This window comes from Myceligenerans salitolerans (genome assembly GCF_017349295.1).
Lineage (GTDB): Bacteria > Actinomycetota > Actinomycetes > Actinomycetales > Cellulomonadaceae > Myceligenerans > Myceligenerans salitolerans.
This window is the reverse complement of the sequence record NZ_JAFMPK010000032.1, coordinates 1-22456: the sequence shown is the minus strand read 5'-3', so window position 1 is coordinate 22456 and position 22456 is coordinate 1. Positions and strand designations below refer to the sequence as shown.

General features: G+C 73.7%; 21 protein-coding genes, 1 tRNA gene and 1 pseudogene. 5 read left to right on the top strand and 18 right to left on the bottom strand.

Annotated features, from left to right (window positions below; translation table 11 throughout):
* Positions 1-15: 15 nt before the first annotated feature.
* The 9 genes from J0911_RS08200 to J0911_RS08160 all read right to left on the bottom strand — a co-directional run bounded on the left by J0911_RS08200 (position 16) and on the right by J0911_RS08160 (position 11166).
* Complete coding sequence (locus tag J0911_RS08200) at positions 16-768, bottom strand: SDR family oxidoreductase (RefSeq protein ID WP_207274970.1); 753 nt, start codon at positions 766-768, stop codon at positions 16-18.
* A complete protein-coding gene (locus J0911_RS08195; RefSeq protein ID WP_207274969.1) occupies positions 765-2285 on the bottom strand; it encodes a PfkB family carbohydrate kinase in 1521 nt (506 codons plus the stop codon). Before J0911_RS08195 ends, J0911_RS08200 begins: the two co-directional genes overlap by 4 nt.
* The gene (locus J0911_RS08190; RefSeq protein WP_207274968.1) at positions 2282-2956 is read right to left on the bottom strand and encodes a D-sedoheptulose-7-phosphate isomerase; all 675 of its coding nucleotides are present in this window, start codon (positions 2954-2956) and stop codon (positions 2282-2284) included. Before J0911_RS08190 ends, J0911_RS08195 begins: the two co-directional genes overlap by 4 nt.
* A complete protein-coding gene (locus J0911_RS08185) occupies positions 2953-4254 on the bottom strand; it encodes a glycosyltransferase (protein WP_207274967.1) in 1302 nt (433 codons plus the stop codon). The genes J0911_RS08190 and J0911_RS08185 overlap by 4 nt, the downstream gene beginning before the upstream one ends.
* Positions 4251-5258, bottom strand: coding sequence for a glycosyltransferase family 4 protein (locus J0911_RS08180; RefSeq protein WP_207274966.1), 1008 nt, complete (start codon positions 5256-5258; stop codon positions 4251-4253). Before J0911_RS08180 ends, J0911_RS08185 begins: the two co-directional genes overlap by 4 nt.
* A complete protein-coding gene (locus J0911_RS08175) occupies positions 5258-6406 on the bottom strand; it encodes a glycosyltransferase family 9 protein (protein WP_207274965.1) in 1149 nt (382 codons plus the stop codon). The genes J0911_RS08180 and J0911_RS08175 overlap by 1 nt, the downstream gene beginning before the upstream one ends.
* The gene (locus tag J0911_RS21045) at positions 6403-7947 is read right to left on the bottom strand and encodes an HAD-IIIA family hydrolase (RefSeq protein WP_207274964.1); all 1545 of its coding nucleotides are present in this window, start codon (positions 7945-7947) and stop codon (positions 6403-6405) included. The genes J0911_RS08175 and J0911_RS21045 overlap by 4 nt, the downstream gene beginning before the upstream one ends.
* Entirely contained in the window at positions 7944-9632 is a 1689-nt protein-coding gene (locus tag J0911_RS21040) for a carbamoyltransferase family protein (RefSeq protein WP_207274963.1), read from the bottom strand. Before J0911_RS21040 ends, J0911_RS21045 begins: the two co-directional genes overlap by 4 nt.
* A gap of 115 nt (positions 9633-9747) precedes the next feature.
* Complete coding sequence (locus tag J0911_RS08160) at positions 9748-11166, bottom strand: FAD-dependent oxidoreductase (RefSeq protein WP_207274962.1); 1419 nt, start codon at positions 11164-11166, stop codon at positions 9748-9750.
* A gap of 184 nt (positions 11167-11350) precedes the next feature.
* Between J0911_RS08160 and J0911_RS08155 the strand changes: the two genes are divergently transcribed.
* Positions 11351-12127, top strand: coding sequence for a PAS and ANTAR domain-containing protein (locus J0911_RS08155; protein ID WP_207274961.1), 777 nt, complete (start codon positions 11351-11353; stop codon positions 12125-12127).
* Positions 12128-12203: 76 nt separating this feature from the next.
* Here the strand turns inward: J0911_RS08155 and J0911_RS08150 are convergent, their stop codons facing one another.
* The 4 genes from J0911_RS08150 to J0911_RS08135 are packed head-to-tail and all read right to left on the bottom strand — an operon-like array spanning position 12204 to position 14740.
* Positions 12204-12563, bottom strand: coding sequence for a PRC-barrel domain containing protein (locus J0911_RS08150; RefSeq protein WP_207274960.1), 360 nt, complete (start codon positions 12561-12563; stop codon positions 12204-12206).
* A gap of 4 nt (positions 12564-12567) precedes the next feature.
* Complete coding sequence (locus J0911_RS08145; RefSeq protein ID WP_207274959.1) at positions 12568-13017, bottom strand: hypothetical protein; 450 nt, start codon at positions 13015-13017, stop codon at positions 12568-12570.
* The gene (locus tag J0911_RS08140) at positions 13014-14243 is read right to left on the bottom strand and encodes an NRAMP family divalent metal transporter (protein WP_207274958.1); all 1230 of its coding nucleotides are present in this window, start codon (positions 14241-14243) and stop codon (positions 13014-13016) included. Before J0911_RS08140 ends, J0911_RS08145 begins: the two co-directional genes overlap by 4 nt.
* A complete protein-coding gene (locus J0911_RS08135; protein WP_207274995.1) occupies positions 14240-14740 on the bottom strand; it encodes a hypothetical protein in 501 nt (166 codons plus the stop codon). Before J0911_RS08135 ends, J0911_RS08140 begins: the two co-directional genes overlap by 4 nt.
* A gap of 121 nt (positions 14741-14861) precedes the next feature.
* On the opposite strand from J0911_RS08135, the gene J0911_RS08130 reads away from it, so the two are divergent.
* Positions 14862-15824: a TIGR03557 family F420-dependent LLM class oxidoreductase gene (locus J0911_RS08130; RefSeq protein WP_242636464.1), complete on the top strand. Its 963-nt coding sequence runs from the start codon at positions 14862-14864 to the stop codon at positions 15822-15824.
* Positions 15825-15919: 95 nt separating this feature from the next.
* Here J0911_RS08130 and J0911_RS08125 read toward each other — a convergent pair whose 3' ends face one another.
* From J0911_RS08125 to J0911_RS08115, 3 genes are all read right to left on the bottom strand, one after another.
* Positions 15920-17014: an FUSC family protein gene (locus tag J0911_RS08125; protein ID WP_207274957.1), complete on the bottom strand. Its 1095-nt coding sequence runs from the start codon at positions 17012-17014 to the stop codon at positions 15920-15922.
* 28 nt (positions 17015-17042) lie between these two features.
* Complete coding sequence (locus J0911_RS08120; RefSeq protein ID WP_207274956.1) at positions 17043-17696, bottom strand: PAS and ANTAR domain-containing protein; 654 nt, start codon at positions 17694-17696, stop codon at positions 17043-17045.
* A gap of 230 nt (positions 17697-17926) precedes the next feature.
* Positions 17927-18436 (bottom strand): Dps family protein, encoded by a 510-nt coding sequence (locus tag J0911_RS08115; RefSeq protein ID WP_207274955.1) that lies wholly within the window; start codon positions 18434-18436, stop codon positions 17927-17929.
* Positions 18437-18663: 227 nt separating this feature from the next.
* Here J0911_RS08115 and J0911_RS08110 point away from each other — a divergent pair.
* A tRNA-Leu gene (locus J0911_RS08110) sits at positions 18664-18749 on the top strand.
* A 249-nt stretch (positions 18750-18998) separates the two neighbouring features.
* On the opposite strand, the pseudogene J0911_RS20230 reads toward J0911_RS08110, so the two are convergent.
* Positions 18999-19118, bottom strand: a pseudogene (locus J0911_RS20230) (IS3-like element IS1206 family transposase); the annotation flags it as partial.
* Between the two features lie 142 nt (positions 19119-19260).
* Here J0911_RS20230 and J0911_RS20225 point away from each other — a divergent pair.
* Positions 19261-20265, top strand: a complete 1005-nt coding sequence (locus tag J0911_RS20225; protein ID WP_242636463.1) for an AraC family transcriptional regulator — start codon at positions 19261-19263, stop codon at positions 20263-20265.
* A gap of 68 nt (positions 20266-20333) precedes the next feature.
* Here the strand turns inward: J0911_RS20225 and J0911_RS08100 are convergent, their stop codons facing one another.
* Positions 20334-21188, bottom strand: a complete 855-nt coding sequence (locus J0911_RS08100) for a class I SAM-dependent methyltransferase (protein WP_278186764.1) — start codon at positions 21186-21188, stop codon at positions 20334-20336.
* Here J0911_RS08100 and J0911_RS08095 point away from each other — a divergent pair.
* A protein-coding gene (locus tag J0911_RS08095; RefSeq protein ID WP_372434853.1) for an IS3 family transposase occupies positions 21187-22421 on the top strand; the annotation gives its coding sequence in 2 pieces (ribosomal slippage) (positions 21187-21514 and positions 21514-22421; 1236 coding nt in all). The two genes, J0911_RS08100 and J0911_RS08095, sit on opposite strands and share 2 nt — an antisense overlap.
* Positions 22422-22456 lie beyond the last annotated feature (35 nt).

Here is a 22456-nt window from a genome sequence, read left to right as displayed (position 1 = left end):
GGACGGCCCGCCCGATCACGGCCACGACGCCTCACCCGAGGCCATGACCAGCATCTCGCGGATCTCGCTGCCCGGAGGCTGCGTCAGCGCGGCCACCACGGCCGCGGCCGTCGCGGCCGGATCGTTGAGGTCGGCGTCCGGGCCGGGCTTGTACTGCTCGGTGCGCCCGTCGAAGAACGGGGTCCGCATGCCACCGGGGATGAGGCACGTCACCCCGACCCGGCCCGCGTACTCGGCCGCGAGCGCCTGGCTGAAACCGCGGATCCCCCACTTGGACGCGCAGTACGCGGTCGCGTCCCCGGCGCCGCGCAGCGCCAGGGTCGAGGCGACCGTGACCACGGTGCCGCGACGCTCCTCCAGGTACGGCAGCGCCGCACGGACGACGGAGACGGTGCCGAACAGGTTGACGCGGACCACCTGTTCCCACTTGTCCGGGTCGATCCCCAGCAGCGGCCCGCAGGCGTCGATGCCGGCGGCGGTCACCACCGCGTCGGGCGGGCCCACCTGTTCCACCAGCTGGTCGACGGCGGCCTGGGCGGCGCCGGGGTCCCCGAGGTCCGCGGCCGCGAAGGGCACGTCGCCCGGCGGCTCGACGACGTCCACGACGGCGGGCCGGCCCCCGGACGCCCCCAGCACGTCGACGAGCGCGGCACCGAGGCCGGACGCCCCTCCGGTGACGAAGACGGTGCCGAGGGCACGGGGCGTGAGCGAAGCGGTGGCGGGCACGGGCACGGTGCCCTGCGACGTGCCGGTCGTGGTCGCGGTCATGATGACCTCCTCATGGTCGGTGTGGCGGTGACGGACTCGGACTCCCGGACACGGTCGACGAGCCGGGTGGTGGAGTGGCCGGGCAGGAAGGGCAGCGTGACGACCTGTCCGCCGTAGGCGCGCACGACGGCGGCCTCGGGCAGGTCCGCGACGGTGTAGTCGCCGCCCTTCGCCCAGATGTCGGGCCGGAGGGCCGCGACGGCGTCGGACGGTTCGTCGGACTCCAGCACGACGGCCGCGTCGACGCACGCGAGGCTCTCCAGGACGCGCAGCCGCTCCGCCAACGGCACGAGCGGCCGCTCGGGTCCCTTGAGGCGGCGCACGGAACGATCGGAGTTGACGAGCACCACGAGGTGGTCGCCGAGCTGCCGGGCGGCGTCGAGCATGGTGACGTGGCCGGCGTGCAGCAGGTCGAAGCAGCCGCTGGTCGCCACGAGGACGCCGCCGGCGGCGCGCAGCCGCGCGCCGAGCTCCTCCAGGGACGTCGCCGGGTCCGGCTCGGGTCGCTGCTGCCCGTCCTCCTGAGCGCGGCGGAAGCCGTCGGCGCCGCCCGAGGCGACCCAGGCGCTCGCGGCGAGCACGCCCTCCTGGACGGCGGTGGCCGGCTCGTCGCCGCCGGCGAGCCGTTCGGTGACCGTCGCGGCGAAGCGGTCGCCGGCCCCGCAGGAGTCGGCCCCGTGCGCGGGCCGCGCGGGCAGGTGCCGGACGGCGGCGGGCTCGCCGTCGTCGCCGTCGTGCGGGCGGGCGGCGACGAACGCGCCGCGTTCGCCCGCGGTGACGCTGACGGCTCGTGCGGACCACGCGCGGCGCAGCACCTCGGCCAGATCGGGGAGCGGCGTGGTGGCGCCGGCCCCGGGCAGGTCCTGGGCGGCGCGCTCGGCCTCGGCGGCGTTGGGCGTCACCAGGGCGGCACCCGGTACGGGAGCACCGCCCCGGGGGTGCGGGTCCCACACGAGCGGTACGCGCGCGGCCGCTTCGGTGAGCAGCTCGCGCAGGTGCGGGTCGCGGGTGGTGCCGCCGCCGTAGTCGGCGACGAGCACGGCGTCGCACCCGGCCAGGGCGTCGCGCACCCGTGTCACGGCCGACGGGGTCGTGCCGGTCGGGGTGCCGGGGCCGCCCTCGTCGACACGGACGATGCCCTGCCCGTCGCTGCGCACGCGGGTCTTGCGGCGGGTGGGCCCTTCGTGGCCGAGCGGCACCAGGGTGATTCCCTCGAGCCGGCGGCGCAGTTCGCGGCCGTCGGTGTCGTCGGCCAGCGGCGCGACGAGGACGACGTCGGCCCGCTGGGCGCACAGCAGGGCGGCGAGGCCCGCACCCCCGGGGCTGTGGCGCACGGTCGTCACGTCGACGACGGGGACGGGCGCGTCCGGGGCGAGGCGGGTGACGGTGCCGTCGATGTCCCGGTCGAGCAGGACGTCTCCGACCACCGCGACCCGCGGCCGCGCGGGTGCGTCGCCCGGTACGGGAGCGAGGTAGGCGCGCGCGGAGCCGCCGCGGGCGCCGGCCGGGCCGCTCATGCTCGCGTCCCGACCGACGGCGGGGTGGTTCGCCGCGCGCGGACGTGGGAGCGGGAGCGCTGGGCGACCCGCGCGTCCAGTGTCGCGCACAGCGCGTGGACCGCGACGAGGTGGACCTCCTGCACGGCGGCACCGGACTTCGCGGGGACCGCGAGGACGTCGTCGCACAGCGCCGTGAGCGGATTGGGCGCCTGACCGGTCATCGCCCACGTCGTCAGGCCCAGCTCACGTGCGCGGCGCGCGGCGACCAGCACGTTGGCGCTCGCCCCGGACGTCGAGAGGCACAGCAGCACGTCGCCCGGGCGGCCGTGCGCCGCGACCTGCCGGGCGAACATCTCGTCCTGGCCGTAGTCGTTGACGATGGCGCTGAGGCTGGACGTCTCGGCGTGCAGGGCGATCGCCGCGAGCGGAACCCGCTCGCCCTCGAACCGGCCCACGAGCTCGGCCGTCAGGTGCTGCGCCTCGGCGGCGCTGCCGCCGTTGCCGGCCACCAGCAGCCGGTGCCCGTCCAGCATCCGGTCGGCGAGCTCCCGGCCCCAGGACTCGATGCGGTCCACGGAGGCGGTCAGGTGGTCGAGCCCCAGCGTGAGGTCGCTGCGGTGCTCGTCGAGCCAGCGGTGTCCGCCGGAGGCGTCGGATTCGGTGGTCAGGTCGTCGAGCGCGGAGTTCATCGGGTACCTCCTGCCGCGGTGGCCAGTGGCGCACGCGTCTCGGTGGTGCGTGCGGTGACGGGGTGCCGGGGAGCCGCGGAACCGGCGACCCCGGCGTAGGCGCCGGACGTCTGCCGGGCGATCTCCGCCCAGCCGTACCGGCGTTCCGCGCGGACCCGCGCGGCTGCGCCCAGACGCCGGCGGAACCGGCGGTCCGAGAGCCTTCCGAGAGCTGCGGCGACGGCGGCCGGATCGCGCGGTGGCACGAGGATGCCGGTGCGGTCGTGCGCCACGGTGTCGAGCATCCCGCCCACCGCGGAGGCGACCACCGGCCGCCCGCACGCCCCGGCCTCCAGCGGCACGATGCCGAACGGCTCGTACCACGGGGTGCAGGCGACGACGTCGACGCCCCGGATGAGGTCCGGGATGTCCTCGTGCGCCACGGCGCCCAGGAACCGCACCCGGCCGGCGACCCCGGCACGGGCGGCCAGGTCCCGCAGGCGCCGCACCTCCGCGTCGCGGTCGAGCTCCGCGGCCGGCGGTCCGCCGGCGACCAGGAGCTCCACCGGCGCGTTCCCGCGCTCGGCGAGGCGCGCGAGAGCCTCCACGACGGTGGCGACCCCCTTGCGTTCCACGAGCCGGCCCAGGGACAGGACCCGCAGCGGGTCGTCGGCGGGGCGGGCCGGGCCCGGGCCGGGCGCGAACGTGCGCAGGTCGACGCCGCAGGGCACCATCTCGACCCGGTCGTCCGTCGCGCCCAGCCGGTGCAGTTCACGGATCTCGTCCCGGCACGTCGCCACGACGAGGTCGACCTCGCGGCACAGCCTGCTCTCCAGCCCGATGCGCTCGGCCGGGCTGGTGTCGGCCGCGCCCTGGTGGCGGCGCTTGACGGAGCCGAGCGCGTGGAAGGTCTGCACCACCGGGACCCGGCCGGAGCCGGTGCGAGCCCCGCCCCGGGTCGCCCGCAGGGCCGCGAGGCCGGACATCCAGAAGTGGGCGTGCAGCACGTCGGGACGGGAGCCCGGGTCGGCGAAACGCGCCGCAAGATCGTCGCCGAACCGGTCCATCCAGGGCAGCAGCTCGTCCTTCGGCAGCGGCTCGGGCGGACCGGCGTCGACGTGCACGACGTCCACGCCGTGCGTCAGAGGCACCCGCTCCGGAAGGTCCGGGTCGTCACGCCGCGTGTAGACGTCGACGCGGTGGCCCTCGGCCGCGAGGCCCTTCGCCAGCGCGGCGACATGCACGTTCTGCCCGCCGGCGTCCGCCTCGCCCAGGGTGGCGAGCGGACTGGCGTGCTCGGAGATCATGGCGATCCTCATGGGGACACCTCCTGTGTCAGCAGCGTGGACCAGCGGTCGAGGAAGAGGTCCAGCGGGTAGCGGCGCAGCACGTGCTCCCGGGCGGACTTGCCGTAGGCGGCGGCTTCCGCCGGGTCGTTCAGCCAGCGGCGTGCGACCGCGGCCAGCTCGTCCGGGTCGGCGCTCAGGACGCCGGCCTCCGGGGGCACGGCCTCGTACGCCGCCGTGACGGGCAGCGCCAGCACGGGCATGCCCAGCGCCATCGCCTCCAGCAGCGCGAGCCCGAGGCTCGTCCAGCGGTACGGATGCAGGTAGAGGCGCGCCCCGGGGAGCCGTTCGTGCAGCTCCGGCTGGGGCAAGTCGTGGAGCCGCCCCGCCGTCCCGGCCGCGACCGGGCCGAGCGGAGCCAGCTGCTCGGCGAGCCGCTCCGTCCCCATCCCGTACACCTCGGCGGGGATCTCCCGTGCCAGGCACAGGAGGATGTCCGTGCCCGCCGCGCGCCGGCGGCGGACGGGCTCGTTGACCACCGCCGCGAGGTGCTCGCGCTCGCCCGTGTAGCGGTGTCCCGGGTCGGGCACGCCGTGGTCGATCACGGTGGTGCGCGCGGTACCGGTGTCCCACATGAGGGCGTTGAAGGCGGTCACGTGCACGATCGGGACGCGGCCGTCCGCGACGGCGTCGACGTCCGCCAGCGGGTGGCGCGTCGCGGCCGCGGGCCCGCCCGGCGCGTCGTGCTCGAGATACACCGCCGGCAGGTCGCCGCCCGCGGTCCGCCCGGTCCACTCGCGCAGCAGCCGGGCCTCGTGGGGGCGCTGCAGCAGCACCACGTCCACCTCGCCGTCCTCGACCGCGCGGCGCAGCCGGCCGGGAGTCACCTCGCGGACCGAGGACGGCCAGTCCCAGGTGCGGGCCCGGCCCCTGCCGTCCGCGGGCCGTCCGGGCAGCACGGGTACCAGGTACTCGTGCTCGCCCTGCACGAAAGCGGTCGTCCATGAGCCGTGGACGTGCCACAACAGGATCCTCATCAGAACCACCTCCCCACGGCCGGCCGCCGGCCGCCGGCCGCTGCACCGGCCGGCGGGCGGGCCAGCCGCGCCACCGCGTCCGACACCTGGTCCGGCGTCACCGACGCGAGACAGGGATGGCCGAAGACGGGACACGTGCGTGCCCGGGTGTCCCGGCAGGCGGCGCCCTGGTCGCCCAGCACGAACAGCGGCACGCCGTACGGTGACCACCGTTCGAGAGGGACGACCGGCGCGAACAGGCTCACCACCGGGGTCCCGACGGCCGCCGCGAGGTGTGCCGGGCCCGTGTTCCCCACCACCACGCACGCCGCCGTCCGCAGCACGGCCGCCAGCTCGGCCAGGCTCGTGCGCCCGCCGAGGTCCACGGCGTGGCCCCCCGCGACGTACGACGTCAGCTCACGCTCCATGGCCGTCCCCGTGACCAGCACGTCCCAGCCGTCGTGCGCCAGCCGCTCGGCGAACGCCCGGGAGTCCTCGGGCCGGGGTGCCCGGGCGGGAACCGAGGCGCCGGGGTGGAGCACGACCGTGTCACCGTCGCGGCCGCCCGTGTCGCCGGCGCCGCGCGGTGCGGGCCACGCCGGGACCGGGGGCAGCGCGTCGTGCACGGCGAGCAGCCCGTCGTCCTCCGGCGGTAGCTGGGCACCGGCCCGGGCGGCCAGGTCGAGGCACGCCTCCACCTCGTGCAGCCCCGGCGGCCGGTGATGGCGCACGTCCAGCAGCGAACCGGGATAGTCCTCGCTCGTCGCGACGACCTGCCGCACGCCCGCGAGGCGCGCCAGCAGCGCCATCGGAAGGGGCGACTGATGGAACGACGTGAAGATCACCGCCAGGTCGTAGCGCCGGGCGATCAGCCCGGCCACGAGGTCGAGGACCGCCTCCGGCGACACGCGCGGCGGGTGCGTGCCCGACCAGGGCGCGTCGAACCGGAGCGTCTCCGTCACCCCGGGCAGCAGCGCGGCGGCCTGCGTCCCCGCCCCGGAGACCAGGAGGTCCACCTGACCGTAGGTCGCGGCCAGCGCACGGATCGCCGGCCCGGTCACCAGGACGTCCCCGTCGCTGTCGAGCCGCACGGCCAGCACCCGCACCTGCCGGTCCGCCGCACCGTCCGGCACGGGAGAAGCGTTCGTCAGAGCCGATCTCGAAGTCATAGCGGCACCGCCTCGTCGAGCGTCGAGGCGACCACCGGCGCGGAGGACAGCTCCTCCCGCCGGGTCATCGCCGTCGGAACCAGAACACTCCGGGCGCCCGCCGCGATCGCCGCGTCGACGTCCGCCCCGATGTCGCCCACCACGAGGCACTCCGCGGGAAGCACCCCGAGCTCCGCCGCCGCCCGCAGCACCAGGCCGGGCTCCGGCTTGCGGCACGTGCACCCGTCCTCCGGGTGGTGCGGACAGCGCTGCCAGGTACCGAAGGGGCCCAGCAGCTCACGCACCCGGTCGTCGACGGCGTCCACCTGAGCCGTCGTCAGCAGGCCACGGCCGATGCCCGACTGGTTCGACACCACGCCCACCCGCAGCCGGCGCGCGCGCAGCTGGTCCAGCACCCGCCGCGCACCGGGAAGTGGCTCCACGGCCCGCGGATCACCGTTGTACGGCACGTCGTGGATCAAGGTGCCGTCACGGTCGAACAGGACGGCCCGCACGGGCAGCGGCCAGGCGGGCACCTCCCGGCCCCGCCAGCTCCAGGCCCCCCGGGCACGATGCGCGACCGCGGCGAAGGGGATCAGCGCGCTCGTGACGAGCATGCGCCCCACCTCCGCGGCGAAACCCTCGTCGCCGGGCCGCGGGCCGGGAGCCAGGCGCTCGCGGGCGAACGCGCCGGTGAGGCCTGCCCAGGCGGCACCGGCCACGACGGCGGTCACGCGGGCGCCCGCGGGCCGCCGGGCAGGGGAGCGGGCCGCGGTCAGGCCGGCGCCCAGCGCCGTCAGTCCCGCCGCCACGGTGGCCGCGTGCCACGGCAGGCGCCCGCGGCCGGCTTCGGTGCGCCGGCGCCAGTGGCGTCCGTGCAGGGCGCGCAGCAGCGCGTCGTCCGCGTTGCCGGCCTGGGCCCGCACACTCGCCAGGTTGCCGGCGGGCCGCACCGGATGCCGTACGTGCCGGGCACCGCGCTCGAGCTTCCAGCCGGCCTCGCGCAGCCGCAGGGCGAGGTCGGCGTCCTCCCGGTAGGCCCGGGTGAAGCGTTCGTCGAACCCGTGCACGGACTCCAGGGCGGCGCGCCGGCAGGCCAGGTCGGCCGTCGGCCATGCCGCGTGCTCCAGGCCCGCGGTGTTGCGTTCGAGGTCGGTCGGCGGGCGGTGCTCCGGCAGCGGGACCACGATCCGGCCCTGGACGCCGGCCACCTCGGGGCCGGCGTCCGCCAGGTCCCGCTCCAGCGCCTCCGCCCAGTCCGGCGGGACCACGACGTCGTCGTCCAGGAAGGCGATCCAGTCCGCGCGGGTCGTGCGCCGCCCGGCGTTGCGCGCGGCGGCGGGGCCCCGCCCGCCGGTACGCAACACGCGGACACCCGCGACCGGTGCGGGCCCCAGGGCCAGGGGAGCGTTCGTGCCGCGGCGGGGGAACGGGCGGTCGTCGACCACCACGACGTCGAGCGGCCGTGGTCCCGCGGTCAGCGCCGCGGCCAGCGAGGTGAGCAGGTTGCCGAGCACGGGCCGCCCGATGGTCGGCACGACGACGGAGTACGACGGCGTCATGAGGTCGTCTCCTCTCGGGCGGGCAGTGCCGCGAGGTCCGCCCGGCGCACCAGGTGGGGCCCGAGCACCAGCAGGTCCACGGGCGCGGAGCCGAAGAGCTCGAGCGCGTCGCGCGGGCTGTCGACCATCGGCCTTCCGGCGGTGTTGAGACTGGTGTTCACCACCACCGGCAGCCCGGTGCGGTCCCGGAACGCGCGCAGCGTCGCCTGCAGGCGCGGCTGGGAGTCGTCGACCGTCTGGATCCGCGCGGTGCCGTCGACGTGGACGGTCGCGGGAATCCGGTTGCGCCACTCGGGTGCGACGTCGTGGACGAACAGCATGTAGGGGCTGGGGACGGGCCCGCCCGAGAAGATGTCCGGGGCGTCCTCCAGCAGCACCATGGGCGCCACCGGCCGGAACTGCTCGCGTCCCTTGACGTCGTTCAGCTTCTCCGTGGTGGCGCGCCGGCCGGGATGCGCCAGCAGGGAACGCTGGCCCAGCGCGCGCGGCCCGAACTCCGCGCGGCCGTCGAACCAGGCCACGATGCCGTCGCCCGCCAGCACGTCGGCGACCTGCCGGGGCAGGTCGGCGGGCGTGGTGAACGGGAGCCGGGCGGCGCGCAGCGCGTCCGACAGCTCCCGGTCGGACCAGGAGCGGCCGAGGGCCGCCGACTCCATGGGCACGACGGGGACGCCTGCCTCGGCCGTGAGCTGGAGGGCGGCGCCCAGCGCCGTGCCGGAGTCCCCGGCCGCGGGCTGCACCCACACCTCGTCGAACGGTGCCTCCCGCCACACCCGCGAGTTCGCCACGCAGTTCAGTGCGGTGCCGCCGGCCAGGGTGAGCGCCCGGTCACCGGTCCGGGCGTGCAGCGCCGTGGCGAGCTCGACGAGTACCTCCTCCAGGCGTGCCTGGACGGAGGCGGCCAGGTCGGCCCGGTCGGATGCCGGGGTGCCGGTGGCGATGACCTCGTCGGCGGTTCCGGGAGCGGCCGCCGCCGCCCAGCGCGACCAGTCGGGTGCCTCGGCGACGAATCCGCCGTCGGGCGTGGGGCGCAGGATGTCGCGCAGCTGGTCCAGGAACCGGGGACGGCCGTACGAGGCCAGGGCCATCACCTTGTACTCGTCGCTCGAGCGCAGGAAGCCGAGATGCTCCGTCAGGGACTCGTAGACCAGGCCGAGCGAGTGCGGCAGGTCCTGGCTCGCGAGCATCTCCAGCCGCCCGTGGTCGTACCGGCCCGCCAGGTAGGAGGACCGCTCACCGCGCCCGTCGAGCGACATCACGCTGCACGTGTCGAACGGCGAGGCGAGTGCCGCCGACGCGGCGTGCGCCACCTCGTGCGGCACGAACCGCACGGTCGCGGGGCTCAGGCCGGGCAGCGCGGTCGCGATGAACTGCGGCGCCCGTTCCGCGTAGCGCAGGCGCAGCCAGTCCCACGGGTCGGGCAGCCCCATCTCGTCGGACGGCTTGGCCAGGCCCGGATCGAACGAGTAGGCGACCGCGTCCAGGTCGGCGGGTTCGAGCCCGCCCACCTCCAGGCACCAGCGCATCGCCTGCTCGGGCAGCTCCCAGGCCGCGAACGGCACCGGGCGCTTGCCGTGCTTGCGCCGGGAGAACCGTTCCTCCTCGGCCGCGGCCACCACGTGCCCGTCCACGACGAGCGCCGCCGACGGATCATGGAACAGAGCGTTGACCCCGAGAACTCGCACAGTGACCTCCACAAGTGGTCGTCACCGGGCTTCTTCCGGTTCACTCACGCTCTCAGGCCGGAGAACCACTCGCATCTTGAAGCGCTTCTCGGTGCTCTCCCCATGTCGGCGCAGGTCATCGTGGGGACAGGTCCTCCGTGGCGGGTCCTTCGAGCAGCGTGCCGTCGGCGGCGAACCGCGAGCCGTGGACCGGGCAGTCCCAGGACTCCTCCTGGTCGTTCCACCGCACGACGCCGCCCAGATGGGGGCACACGCGCGACACCCGGCGGGCCCCGGACCGCTGCCCCGCGGGACGCGTCGTGGCGCACGCCCACCCCTTGGCCTGCTCCCCGAACGTCGCCGCGGCGCGGGTGGTGGGAGCGGCCGGGCGTGCCCACGGTTCCAGGTCCGCCGCCCACTCCACGGGGTCGTCGAGGATACGTCCGGCGAGCGCAAGCCCTGCCGCCGCGGCGTTGGTGAGGCCCCACTTGGCGTAGCCCGTCGCCACGAGGAGTCGCTCGTCGCCCGGTACGGCGGGCCCCACGAACGGCAGCCCCGTGTCGGTCGTGTAGTCCTGGGCGGCCCAGGCGTGCACGGGATCGCCGACCGGCAGCTGCGTGCCGGTCCACTCGTCCAGTGCGGCCAGCCGCCGGGAGGGGTGGCGTTCCCGGCCGACGGTGTAGCCCTCGCCGCCGACCACGAGCAGATCGCCCGCCATGCGCAGCGAACGCACCGGGGTGCCGGCCGTGATCGACATGGTGTCGCCGAAGCCGAGCGGCAGGGCGGCCGGATCGGGCACCTCCCAGGTGGTCAGCAGGCTGCGTCCGGCCTCCAGGCGCAGGAACAGGCCGCCGAGCCGCCCGGGCGGGGCGCCGGTGGCCAGCACCACCCGGTCGGCCTGCACCGTGCCACGCGTGGTGCGCAGCGCGATGCCGGAGCGGTGGCGGCGTACCTCCCGCACCCGCACGCCGTCGTGCACGGGTACCCCGCGAGCGCGGAGGCGGGCACGAAGGGCCGAGAGCATGCGCAGCGGATCCGTCTGCCCCTGCCCGGGCAGGCGCACCGCGCCGAAGGTTCGTCCGGGGAACGGCGGGTCCTCCTCCCAGCGGGCCGCGACGTCCTGGCGCGCGCACGCCAGGAGCACGTCGTCGACCTCGCTCACCTGGTCCGGCGTCGTGGCCACGGTGAGGTCGTCGCGGTTGTCCACGGGGACCCCCAGGTCCTCGAGGGTGCGCCGGAGCCAGCCGAGACCGGCGAAGTTGGCGGCGAGGTAGGAACGCAGCGTCTCGTCGCCGTGGCGGGCGATGCGGGCCAGCCGCGTGCCCTGCAGCACCGACAGCTTGCCCGTCGAGCGCGCGGTGGTGGTCGCCCGGGCGGTCCGGGCGTCGAGCACGACGACGTCCACACCGCCCTCCGCGAGCAGGCCGGCGGTCGTGACCCCGGTCAGGCCCGCGCCGACCACGACGACGTCCGCACGGAGCGGGCCCGGCGCCATGACGTCGGGCGTGCCCGTCCCTCCGGGGCCGGGGGTGCGGTGGCGGGGTTCGTTGCTCATGATGTGCCTCCTGCGCACGCGGTCGCTTCCCGGACAGCCTCACGAGCCTGACACGGAGCTCCGCCACTCGCAGCGGGCGGCCGCCCTGCCAGGCGGGGTGTCCCTTTTCTGCTGAACGCTCTACACTCGCAACGGACGGAGTCATGAAGCGGCTTCAGATCGCGCCCGGATCTGAGAGGTTCACATGTCCCCTGTCAAGTCCCCCGCCCAGCAATCCCGTCCGGCCGTCGAGAACGGGGCCACGAACGGGACGCTCCCGCCACTCTCCGCCGGCGAACTGACCGACGCCCTCGGCGTCGGGACCAACCTGCTGATCGGCCGCTACTGCGTCGAGCTCGCCTCGGGCGACTGGTGGTGGTCGGACGAGGTGTACGCCATGCACGGCTGGAAGCGGCACGAGGTGCAGCCGAGCCTCCAGGCACTCAGCTCCCGCAAACACCCCGACGACCGGGCCCGCATGGTCCGCGCCGTCGGCGACGCCCTGCGCGCCGGGCGCCCGTTCGCCTGCGGGCACCGCATCGTGGGCCACGACGGCCGGACACGGTCGCTCGTCGTGGTCGGGCAGGGTCGGCGGAACACACCCGCGGGCACACCGGAGATCGCCGGATACGTGGTCGACGTGACCCCCGTGCAGAAGGAGGCGCTCGACCGCCGCGCGGCGTCGGTCGTGCAGCACGCCTTCGTCAGCCGCGCCGTGATCGAACAGGCCAAGGGCGTGATATCGGCCGTCCGCGGGATCGGGGACAGCGCGGCGGAGCAGCTGCTGCGCGACGCGGCCGGCGAGGTCGGCATCCCCCTGCGCGTCGCGGCCGACCAGATGATCGCGGCCCTGCAGACGGGGGAGAAGTCCGGCGTCACGCAGGCCGCGCTGTCGCGGGCGCTGGACGCCATCCATCCCGTCGACCGTCCGCACGGCCGCGACCCGCTGCTCACCCGGCGCCCACGCCCCGCACGCAAATGACCGTCCCGCCCCGCGCCGCCGCCCTCTCCCAGCACGAGGCGTCGCGGCGGCGGGCCGGACCTCGCCCCGGCACTGGTCAGAGACCGGCCGTGTAGCGCGTGTATCCCACTTGCAGCACGACGACGGGCTCGCGCTCCGGATCCGTGCCGTCGTCCCGGTCCGGCACCCGTGCGACGTCCTCCCAGTGGGCCAGGAACGTGCCACGGTGCCGGCGGCGCACCAGCGGAGCGATCGGCCACGGGTGCCGCACGCGCGACCGCTCGTAGCCCAGGAACGAGGACCGCGTGCGCGGGGACACCACCAGCCCGTGCAGCCGCGCCCCGGCGAGCCGGCCGTCCGGTGGCCCGTCGAGCACGAAACGCAGGTCCACCACCCAGCCGACCGGCGTGCCCCCCGCGTCCAGCACCCGGACGTCGAGCAGGTCCGAAGCGATCATCCCCTCAGCCCTTCCCCGGCCGGGCCCGGCCGCCCGGGATCCGCCCCACGACGTGGTTGCGGGCCCACCGCTCGAGCCACGTCACGTCGAGCCGCGCCCCGGGAACACCCAGGCGCACCGCCGTGCCGATGTCCGTGACGTCCCGCCACGGCAGGCGGTGCCACCGAGACCCGGGCGGCCGCCCGCCGAACATCCGCGTACCCAGCACCGGGCCACTGAGCAGCGCCCGGATCACGACCGGGCCGTCGCCGACGGCGGTGCCGCCGCCCGCCGCGCGAGTCGCGGGCTCCGCCGCGACGTCGTCCAGCTCGAGATCGTCGAGCGTGCACACGGGCACGCCGTCGACGTCGAGCACCTGCCGGTCGAGCAGATGGAGCCGCGCGTCCAGCACCCGGCCCGGCTGCGGCGGCTCCGGCACCGCAGACCTCGCCTTCTCGGCACGCCTCACGCTCATCCACCCGCCTCCGTCACGATCATCAGGGGGATCGCCGCCACCGCCGCGACGACGAGGATCACCAGGTACACCGTGCCCAGAAAGTTCATCACCCGCCCGTTGACGTGCTCACCCATGTACTCCGGATCGTTCGCGACCACCAGGATCGGCACGTACGTCAACGGCAGCGCCACGGCCGAGAAGACCACCGAGTACTCCGTGACGGCGATCGGGTCCACGTTCGTCATCAGGACGCCCACCGCGACCACGAGCGCGACGATCATGGCCAGATGAAACCGGGGCGCCTCTGCCGGGCGCCGGAACTTGCCCCACGACCATCCGAGATACTGCGCGAGCGTGTAACCCGTGGAGAGCGTCGTCTCGATCGCCGCACCCGAGGTCGCCGCCACCAGACCGACGATCACGACCGCCACGAGCAGCGTGCCGCCCGCCTGCGCGACGGGCAGCGTCAACTGGGCCATCGAGTCCACGGCGATCCCCGCCGGCAGCAGCACGACCGCGGCGCTCGCGGCGATCGCGACCGACAACAGCCCGCCGAGCGGGAAACCCACCAGGACGTTCAGCCGCGAGGTCGCCAGGTCCTTCGTGCCCCAGCCCTCCTCGACGCCACCGGACGAGAAGAAGAACACCTCGTACGGCGTCATCGCGGCGCCGAACAGCGCCACGGCGAAGTACCAGTACGTGGCCCCCGTCTCCGTGGCGGCCGAGCGCTGAGCCACCTGCGCGCCCAACTCGGCCCAGTCGGGGCCGAGCAGGAACACCGCGACGGCGAAGCCGACGAGCGCCAGGCCCAGCAGGCCCGCGGCGTTCTCCATCACGCTGAACTTCACGCGCCACAGCACCAGCCACAGCGCCAGAGCCGCCACGGGAACCCACAACCGGTGGTCCACGCTGCTCGCGAGCTGCAGCGCGAGCGCGATCCCGCCCACCTCGGCCACCAGCGTGAGCACCGTGACCGCGAGACTCGCCAGGAGGTTGAGACCTGCCGCCGTCGGCCCGAGGCGCTCGCGGATGATCTCGAACGTCGCCCGCCCGGACACGGCCGCGACCTTGCCGGACATGTGGGCGAACACGCAGATGCCCACCACGCCCACCGCGACCACCCAGACGAGCGACAGCCCGAACCGGGAGCCGACCACCGCGTTGGTGACCAGGTCGCCCGCGTCGACGAAGCCGCCGATGGCCGTGAGCACCCCCAGGGCGACGACCAGCAGCCGACGGCTCATGGCGCCACCTCGCCGGTTGTCCGCCGGACCATGCGGTCGGCGTCGTCCAGGGCCGTCGCGGCGTCGTCCAGGGCGCGGAGCACGTCGTCCGGGGCCGACGGCGACCCGCCCAGCCAGGTGCGGACCGCGGCGATCGGGCCGACGGCACCCGACGCCGCATCGAGAGCCTTCTCACGCGCGCCGGCGGCGTCCTGCCCCGCGACGGTGAGCGTGCCGATGCCGTGCACCGCGCCGGTGGCGGTCTCGGCGGCCTCCGCGACGGTGGCGTCGGCCGTCACGGAGGGCAGGCGTCCCGTGGCGCGTGCCCGGACGGCCAGCCGTGCCGTCGCGACGGCCGACGCGGAGGCGTCGAGGTGGTCCGACACGCTTCTCAGGGCGTTCACGTCGTCCGCGCGGACCGCGGCCGGGCCGCAGGCGACCAGTGCGCCGGCGGTCACGCACGCCGCCGCCACCGCGGCGCAGGCACGGCGCAGGCGCCGGGGGAGGTCACGGGTCACGGCCGCATCGTGCCGCGCGACGACAGCGCTCGCACGCCGGGACTGTGGGACGGGCGAGTGGCCACGGGCCTGCCTATGGTCGAAGGCGTACGTTCCCGGCACACGCGGCAAGGAGCAGATCATGCGCGTCGGATACACCCTCATGACCGAGCAGAGCGGTCCACGCGAGCTGCTGCGATACGCCGTCGCAGCGGAGGAGGCCGGCTTCGACTTCGAGCTGTCGAGCGATCACTACACCCCGTGGCTCACGGAGCAGGGACACGCACCCAACGCCTGGGTGCTGCTCGGGGCCGTGGCCCAGGCGACCCGTGACGTCGAGCTGATGACCTTCGTGACCTGCCCCACCATGCGGTACCACCCCGCGGTGGTGGCCCAGCAGGCGGCGACGCTGCAGCTCCTGGCCGACGGCCGGTTCACCCTGGGGCTGGGCAGCGGCGAGAACCTGAACGAGCACGTCGTCGGCGAGGGCTGGCCCAGCATCGAGGTGCGTCAGGACCTCCTCGAGGAAGCGATGCACATCATCCGGGAGCTCTTCACCGGTGAGCTGGTGACCTGGGAGGGCGACCACTTCCGTGTCGACTCCGCACGCCTGTGGGACGTCCCCGACGTCGGTGTCGAGATCGGCGTCGCGCTGTCCGGGGACCGGGGGGTCGAACGGTTCGCCCCGATCGCGGACCACCTGGTCCAGGCGATGCCCGACGGCGAGGTCGTGCGTGGCTGGTCCGACGGGCACCCCGGCGGCTCCCGGGTGTACGGCCAGCTGCCGGTGTGCTGGGATCCCGACGAGCAGGCGGCGGTCGAACGTGCCCACCGCGAGTTCCGCTGGTTCGGAGGCGGCTGGTCGGTGAACGCGGACCTGCCGACGCCCGCGGGGTTCTCGGCCGCGACGCGGTTCGTGCGCCACGAGGACGTCGCGGCGTCGATCGCGTGCGGCCCCGACCTGGACAAGCTCGCCGAGAGCGCCCGGCCGTTCCTCGACGCGGGATTCACCGACCTGGCGATCATCCAGATCGGCGACCACCACCAGGAGCGCTTCCTCGCCGAGGCGGCCGGGCCGCTGGCCGACCGGATCCGCGCGCTCTGAGCCGCCCGGCGCGGACCGCCGCCCCGGGCACGCTCACGAAGCCGGCGGGCGGGCGCGCTCACCTCGTCGGGCCGTCCGCGGGGCGGCGGCACTCGTCACCGGGAGGTGAGCGTGTCGCCGCCCCGCCAGAGCACCACGATCAAGGCGGCGGCCACGAAGTAGCGGTGACCCGGTGTGCGGGAAGCGGCCTCGACGTCCTCGCTCAACGTCCTGACGGCGTCGGTGAACCGGGACAGGGCCACCTCGGAGGCCTCGTCCTCCTCGTCCGGTGCCGCCGCCTCCACGGCCCTGGCGTAGGCCCGCAGCGCCGCGGCGAGCCGGGGGCGCAGGTCCGGCCCGAACGCGACCTCGGTGAGATCCTGGCGCTCCCAGTCCGCCAGGAGCCGCACGACGTCGTCGACGACGTCCGCCGATCTGCTGAGCTGCTCCGCACGCCGGATCTGGGCCGTGGTGCGGTCGTGGAAGCGACGCACGCGGCGGTTGGCGCGCATCGCCTCCTGCAGATGCGAGACGGCGTCCTGCGCGCGGTGGAGCGTCGGTACCAGGGCGCGGCGCCGGTCCTCCCACTCGTCCGCCACGAGCGGACCGTGCGACTCCAGCTGGGACGCGAGGGCGTCGAGCTGGTCGACCAGCGCCCCGCGCAGCCGGCCGAGGGCGACGTCGGACGGCGCGAGCGGCAGCGGAGGCGCGATCAGGTTGAGCACGACACCGATCAACGCGCCGGCGGAGAGCAGCCCGGCGAACGCGAGCGGGTACTCGAGGTCGTGCGCGCTGCCGAGCAGCAGCACGAACAGGCCGGAGGTGACCACCCAGCTGCCCATCTCGCCGAGCGCACGCCATCCGGCGAACAGCAGGGTGAGTGCCACCACGAGGCCCACCGCGAGGGTGCCGGGCAGCGCCAGGACGTCGACGCCGAGCGCGATCGCGGCGCCCAGCAGCACGGCGAGCATCGCGTGCGCGGACTCCCGTGCCGACCGGATCGTCGTGCTCGACGTCGCCGCCACCGCCCCCAGGGGCGCGTAGTAGGCGTAGTCGGACAAGGGCGCCGGCGCGAGCTCACCGGCGAGCCAGGCGAGCGAGGCGGCGACCGCACCCCGCGCCGCGAGCCCCCACCGCGGGTGCCACAGCATCGTGAGCAGGCGGCTCCCGGACTTCTCCGGGGGGCGGCCGGGTTCGCGTCGTCGTGTCATGGTGTGGTGCGGCGGCATCCGGCCGGCGTCACGAGCGGAGCAGGCGGGGCAGGAGGTCGGGGGAGAGGCAGTAGTCGCGCCCCGTCTCACGGGCGCGAGCCACCAGGTCCTGGGAGAGTTCCCGGACCGGGGTGTTGGTGACGTCGGACTCGTGGCGCAGCACCCCGAACGCGACGTCGTCGTCCACGTCCAGGAGCATCGCGACGATCGCCTTGGCCTGCTCGACGTCGCGGCGGCTGCGGGCGGCGGCCCGGATGGACTCGTCGGCCTGCTCGGCGGCGAACTCCTTGACCGTGCTCGTCAGGTCCTGCACGTAACCCGTGACCTCGTGGGACGACTCGGAAGGCCCCGGCCGTGCCTCACCGACCACCGAGACGACGTGGTCGCGCCCATCGGCGTCGATGATGCGGTGCACGGTGGCGAAGGGCTCATCGGTGCGTACGGCGTGGTCGAGGACGCCCCGAACCCGCTCACGGTGGTCCGGGTGGGTGTGCGCGAGCACGACGGCGGTACTCGGAACCACCTCGGAGGGCTCGAAGCCGTGGATGCGGTAGGTCTCGTCCGACCACCGCCATCGACCGGTGGAGAGATCGGCGGCGAACCGCCCGACGGGGGTGGCGCTGCCCATGGTCAGGCGGTCGGAGACTGGGGCGGGGAGTGGGACAGGGACGGAATCGCGCATGGTTGCTCCATCGACAGTGCTCAGCCTGTTGATGGCCCCTGCTCGACCACGTTGCCAACGTATCCAAGTCGGCGCGGAGAAGCGAGGAACCATGCTGCCTGCGCGGAACCGACACACGGTTCTCACATAGGTCGAGCCGGGTGGCGCCGCGCGCTCGGCGCCCCCCCCGGCGTGGCCTGGCGGTCCGGGCCGCCCCTCAGCCCGCGGTCATGAACGGGCGGCGGGCTCGGTCACTCCGGGAGCGCGCCCGATGCCGACTCCAGATGGGCGCGGACGAACCAGTGGAACTGCTCGAGGTCGTGAAGGTGGCCGATGAGCAGATCGTTCGTGACGTCATCCAGGCCTGCCGTCTTCTCGGCGGCCTCGCGGTGGGACGTGATGACGCCGTCGTAGACATGGTCCAGCTCGCCCAGGTGCTCGATCGCCGGGGCGCGGCCCAGCTTGTAGTCGTCCCAGCTGCGCGCCGCGACAAGGGCCGCGGGCGTACCGATCGGGACGGCACCCAGCGTCGCGATGCGTTCGGCGATCTGGTCGACCATCGCGCGAACCGCCTCGACCTGCGGGTCCAGCATCTCGTGGACGCCGATGAAGTGCGGGCCCACCACGTTCCAGTGCACGTGCTTGAGAGTCAGGTGCAGGTCGTTCAGGGCGTGCAGGCGTTCCTGCAGGATCCCGGCGACCTTGCCGCCCTCCTCGGGCGTGAGGGACGGGACGGTGTAGCGGGGCAGCTTCGGGGACATTGCGGGTCCTCTCTTCCGGCCATCTCGGCGGGCCGACCGGGTCGGCCCTGGGTCAGCTCCGTTCCATCGTCGTGCGCGCGGCGGCAGGTCGCCACCGCGCGGGCCACGACGCCGGGGCGGCGGGGAGCGGCACAGGTCACATCCCTATCGATGCGAAGTTCGCGCCCGGTTCGTGCTATGTTTTTTCCGCACCGGAACGGCGCCGCAAGGGCCGGGCCGGTCCACCTGTCCGGGTGGCGGAATTGGTAGACGCGCTAGCTTGAGGTGCTAGTGCCCGTATTAGGGCGTAGGGGTTCAAGTCCCCTCTCGGACACTCGACGACAGACGGCGTGTGCCCTTTCGGGCCACGCCGTCTCGTCATGTTGTGTGGGGGCGGAGCCCCCACGCCCCGCCCCGGGGGGCCGGGCCCCCGGATCCCCGGTGCTGCTGGTGAGCAGACAGGGCGGCGGAGGAAATGTGGGTTCGGGCCGACCTTTCGTGGCCGGCCCGGATGCGGCCGCCCACCGACCCAGGGGGCACCCTGGCACCCGCACCCGCCGACCTGAGCGGGAACTGTCCTGGGCCCGTGGTCGCTGTGGAAGATCGCTCCGGCCGGCGAACCACGCTCGGCCGCGGCGGCCTGGAGCGCGTCGGCGACGAGCTGTGTGTGCATGTGGTCGGCGATCGACCAGCCCGCCAGGCGGAAGGCCCTGATCGGTCGGCACGAAATCTGCTGATCCTGACGGAATGGGTGCGTGCCCGGTTCTTCGCGTTTACACTCATACCGTGCGTTGGCTTGCCGCGATGAGGGGGCGTGGATCGATCACGGCAGGAGCACATCGACGATGTCACAGCTCGATCAATCTCAACACGGTTCGCTTCCGTTGCACCGGCACGAGTTGCTGCGTACCGCCGATGTAGATGAGATGGCTGAGGAGAGCACTCGGCTGTTCTGCCCGCATCGGCTCGAACCCACTGGAGTCGACCGGGTGCTGGACGCGCGGCTACACAGTGCGCGGCTGCGGACGACATCGTTTAACTACATGCAGTACGGGGCCGAGGTAACGGTTACGCCCGGCGAGCTGGAGTCGTTCTATCTGGTACACGTCCCGCTGATCGGAGCCGACGTGTTCACCTCCGGGACGGATCGCGTGGACGTGCACCCAGGGCTGGCCTGTGTTCCGGACCCGATGAGGCACCTGTCGTTGGAACTGGCCGCAACGAGCACCTATCTGGTGGTCCGGATCGAGCGGTCGGCGCTCGAGGCGGAGTTGCGGGACCTGCTCGACGCGCCACTGGACCATCCGATCCGATTCCATGCGGCGATGGATCTGACCCGGGGCCTGGGTCGGAGCTGGTGGGGCTATGTGAGCCATCTGGCCTCGGATCTAGCTTTTGAGGACAACTTGGTCGAGCAGGCGATGTCGAGCGATGCGGTCGAGCATGTCGTGACGACGGGGCTCCTGACGGTGCAGAGGCACAACTACACCGATGCGCTGACCGGGCGGACACGATCCTTGGGTCCGCAGCAGGTGCGCAGGGCGGTCGAGCTGATTGAGGAGCGGCCCGACGCCGTGTCTTCGATCGCTGAGCTCGCCCGCGATGTGGGGGCCAGTGCGCGGGCGCTGCAGGCGGGGTTCCGGCGTTATCTCGATTCGACGCCGGGGGAGTACCTTCGTTCGGCGCGCTTGAAGCGGGCTCGTGCCGACCTTCGGGGCGGTGCGGCGTCGGTGAGCGAGGTGGCCGCCCGTTGGGGTTACAGCAATATCGGCCGGTTCGCTGCCGAGTACCGCAATCGGTACGGTGAGCGGCCGGGCGAGACGCTCAAGCATGCGCATGCTCGTACCTGATGCTCGTACGTGATCACGGGGCTGCCCTGACATGTGGCGGTGGGGTGTTCGCAGGCTTCGTGGATAGTTCAAGCGTGACGGGGTGAGGGGCGGCGGCCCCATGCTGCGACCGACGCCAGCGCGAAGTCGCGATAGCTCGGGTTCACCATCTGTTCGCGCACGTGCTTCAGCTCTGGTTCGGTGACGGCGAACTGGTCGAGCAGATCTCCCCGCAGTTGGTCGGTACTGCCCAGCCAGAATCGGCCCATCGCCGTGGCTCCGGTCGGGGCGACGTGCGCCTCGGTGTCGACGTCGACCAGGCCGGCGCGCCGAAGTGGGGCTGGAAAGGTGCGTGCCCATGAGGTGTCGGTGCCGATTCTGGCCTCCACCGCGTCGCACATCGCTTCGCTGACTTTTCGGTAGACCGGGTCGGGTGAGGAGGCGATGGGGAACCGGTCGAGGTCCTGGATCAGGATCCAGCCGCCGGGTGCGAGCCACCGTACGATTCGGGCCAGTACGGCTTCACGGTCGCGCAGGTGAGACAGCACCCACCGAATATGGATCAGGTCGAACGACCTGTTGGGGAAGTCGTCGGTGGTCACGTCGTGTTCGAGCGCTTCCCAGTCGCGTTCCGCTGCGGGTGGCAGCAGGGCGCAGTCGCGGTCGGTGGCCACGACCCGGCCGTCGGGGCAGCGCCGCGACAACCAGGTCGCTACCGTGCCGATCCCGGTGCCGATGTCAAGGCATCGCCAGTGCGGGAGCATCGGTAGCCGCTCCAGCCACCTGAACGTGCTGCCATCCAGCGCCGCGGCCAGAGCGGCGAGCCGTGCGGCCTCCCCGCGGCGACCGTGCGCGAAGAGTTCTTCACCGGGGCTTCCCCCTGAGTAGTGGACACGCGAGAGACTGGACCTGGTTTGGTCCGGAGGAAGCGAGTTCACCGTCATGGTGCGGAAGTTCTATCCGGAGGAGTTCAAGGCCGACGCTGTCGAGCTGTACTCCTCCACGCCGGGGGCGACGATCAAGGAGATCGCTGCTGACCTGGGAGTTCACGAGGGAACCCTGTCGAGGTGGTTGCAGGCCGCTGGTGTGACGTCGCCGACGGCGGCTGGTCGGGCCGATGACGGCGGTGGGTCGAGCGGGGCGGGGGTGCCTGAGACGGCGGCTGAGGAGCTGGAGCGGCTGCGCGCGGAGGTCAAGCGGTTGCGGGCGGACAAGTCACTGCTGGAGACCGAGCGGGAGATCCTGCGCAAGGCGGCGAAGTATTTCGCGGGCGAGACGACCTGGTGAGCCGTTTCCAGTTCGTCGCCGAGTTCCATGACACCTACGGGGTGAAGCGGCTGTGTGAGGTCCTGCAGATCGGCAGGTCTTCCTACTACAAGTGGCGTGATGGCGCTGATCGTCGGGCCGAGCGTGTGGCGGCGGACGCCGATCTGGCCGCGAAGGCGTCCGCGATCACCGCGCAGTTCGATGGGACCTATGGGTCCCCGCGGGTGACCGCTGAGCTGCGCGACGCCGGGGTCGTGGTGAACGCCAAGCGCGTGGCCCGGGTGATGCGCGAGCACGGGGTTGTGGGGGTCCACCTGCGCAAGAAGGTCCGCACCACGGTCCCGGCCAAGGACGCCCCGAAGGTCCCTGACCTGCTAGAACGCGACTTCACGGCCGACGCGCCGAACCGGAAGTACGTCGGTGACATCACCTACCTGCCGATCGGGGATGGGCAGTTCCTCTACTTGGCCACGGTGATCGACTGCTTCAACCGGCGCCTGGTCGGCTGGCAGATCGCCGACCACATGCGCGACACCCTGGTCATCGAGGCCCTCGATGCGGCCGCCCGCGAACGAGGCTCGTTGGCTGGGGCGATTTTCCACTCCGACAACGGCCGTCAGTACTGCTCGGACGACTTCCTCGCCGCGGCCGGGCGGCACGGGTTGACCCTGTCACGCGGCGCGGTCGGGACCAGCGCCGACAACGCGCTGGCCGAGAGCTTCAACGCCGCGCTCAAGCGCGAGACTCTCCAGGGTGAACGCCGCTGGAACGGGGCCCGGGAGTGCAGGAAGTCCGTGTTCCGGTGGGTCACCCGCTACAACACGCGACGACGACACTCCTACTGCGACTACATGAGCCCAATCGATTTCGAGAATACTCACCTCGCCACTACAATGCCGATTGCTGGTTAACACACCGAGGTGTCCACCATTCGGGGGGAAGCCCC

Excerpts from the sequence above, each read along its gene's own strand:
- J0911_RS08200 (WP_207274970.1), bottom strand. The coding sequence starts at position 768 with ATGACCGCGACCACGACCGGCACGTCGCAGGGCACCGTGCCCGTGCCC.
- J0911_RS08195 (WP_207274969.1), bottom strand. The coding sequence starts at position 2,285 with ATGAGCGGCCCGGCCGGCGCCCGCGGCGGCTCCGCGCGCGCCTACCTC.
- J0911_RS08190 (WP_207274968.1), bottom strand. The coding sequence starts at position 2,956 with ATGAACTCCGCGCTCGACGACCTGACCACCGAATCCGACGCCTCCGGC.
- J0911_RS08185 (WP_207274967.1), bottom strand. The coding sequence starts at position 4,254 with ATGAGGATCGCCATGATCTCCGAGCACGCCAGTCCGCTCGCCACCCTG.
- J0911_RS08180 (WP_207274966.1), bottom strand. The coding sequence starts at position 5,258 with ATGAGGATCCTGTTGTGGCACGTCCACGGCTCATGGACGACCGCTTTC.
- J0911_RS08175 (WP_207274965.1), bottom strand. The coding sequence starts at position 6,406 with ATGACTTCGAGATCGGCTCTGACGAACGCTTCTCCCGTGCCGGACGGT.
- J0911_RS21045 (WP_207274964.1), bottom strand. The coding sequence starts at position 7,947 with ATGACGCCGTCGTACTCCGTCGTCGTGCCGACCATCGGGCGGCCCGTG.
- J0911_RS08160 (WP_207274962.1), bottom strand. The coding sequence starts at position 11,166 with ATGAGCAACGAACCCCGCCACCGCACCCCCGGCCCCGGAGGGACGGGC.
- J0911_RS08155 (WP_207274961.1), top strand. The coding sequence starts at position 11,351 with ATGTCCCCTGTCAAGTCCCCCGCCCAGCAATCCCGTCCGGCCGTCGAG.
- J0911_RS08150 (WP_207274960.1), bottom strand. The coding sequence starts at position 12,563 with ATGATCGCTTCGGACCTGCTCGACGTCCGGGTGCTGGACGCGGGGGGC.
- J0911_RS08145 (WP_207274959.1), bottom strand. The coding sequence starts at position 13,017 with ATGAGCGTGAGGCGTGCCGAGAAGGCGAGGTCTGCGGTGCCGGAGCCG.
- J0911_RS08140 (WP_207274958.1), bottom strand. The coding sequence starts at position 14,243 with ATGAGCCGTCGGCTGCTGGTCGTCGCCCTGGGGGTGCTCACGGCCATC.
- J0911_RS08130 (WP_242636464.1), top strand. The coding sequence starts at position 14,862 with ATGCGCGTCGGATACACCCTCATGACCGAGCAGAGCGGTCCACGCGAG.
- J0911_RS08125 (WP_207274957.1), bottom strand. The coding sequence starts at position 17,014 with ATGACACGACGACGCGAACCCGGCCGCCCCCCGGAGAAGTCCGGGAGC.
- J0911_RS08120 (WP_207274956.1), bottom strand. The coding sequence starts at position 17,696 with ATGCGCGATTCCGTCCCTGTCCCACTCCCCGCCCCAGTCTCCGACCGC.
- J0911_RS08115 (WP_207274955.1), bottom strand. The coding sequence starts at position 18,436 with ATGTCCCCGAAGCTGCCCCGCTACACCGTCCCGTCCCTCACGCCCGAG.
- J0911_RS20225 (WP_242636463.1), top strand. The coding sequence starts at position 19,261 with ATGTCACAGCTCGATCAATCTCAACACGGTTCGCTTCCGTTGCACCGG.
- J0911_RS08100 (WP_278186764.1), bottom strand. The coding sequence starts at position 21,188 with ATGACGGTGAACTCGCTTCCTCCGGACCAAACCAGGTCCAGTCTCTCG.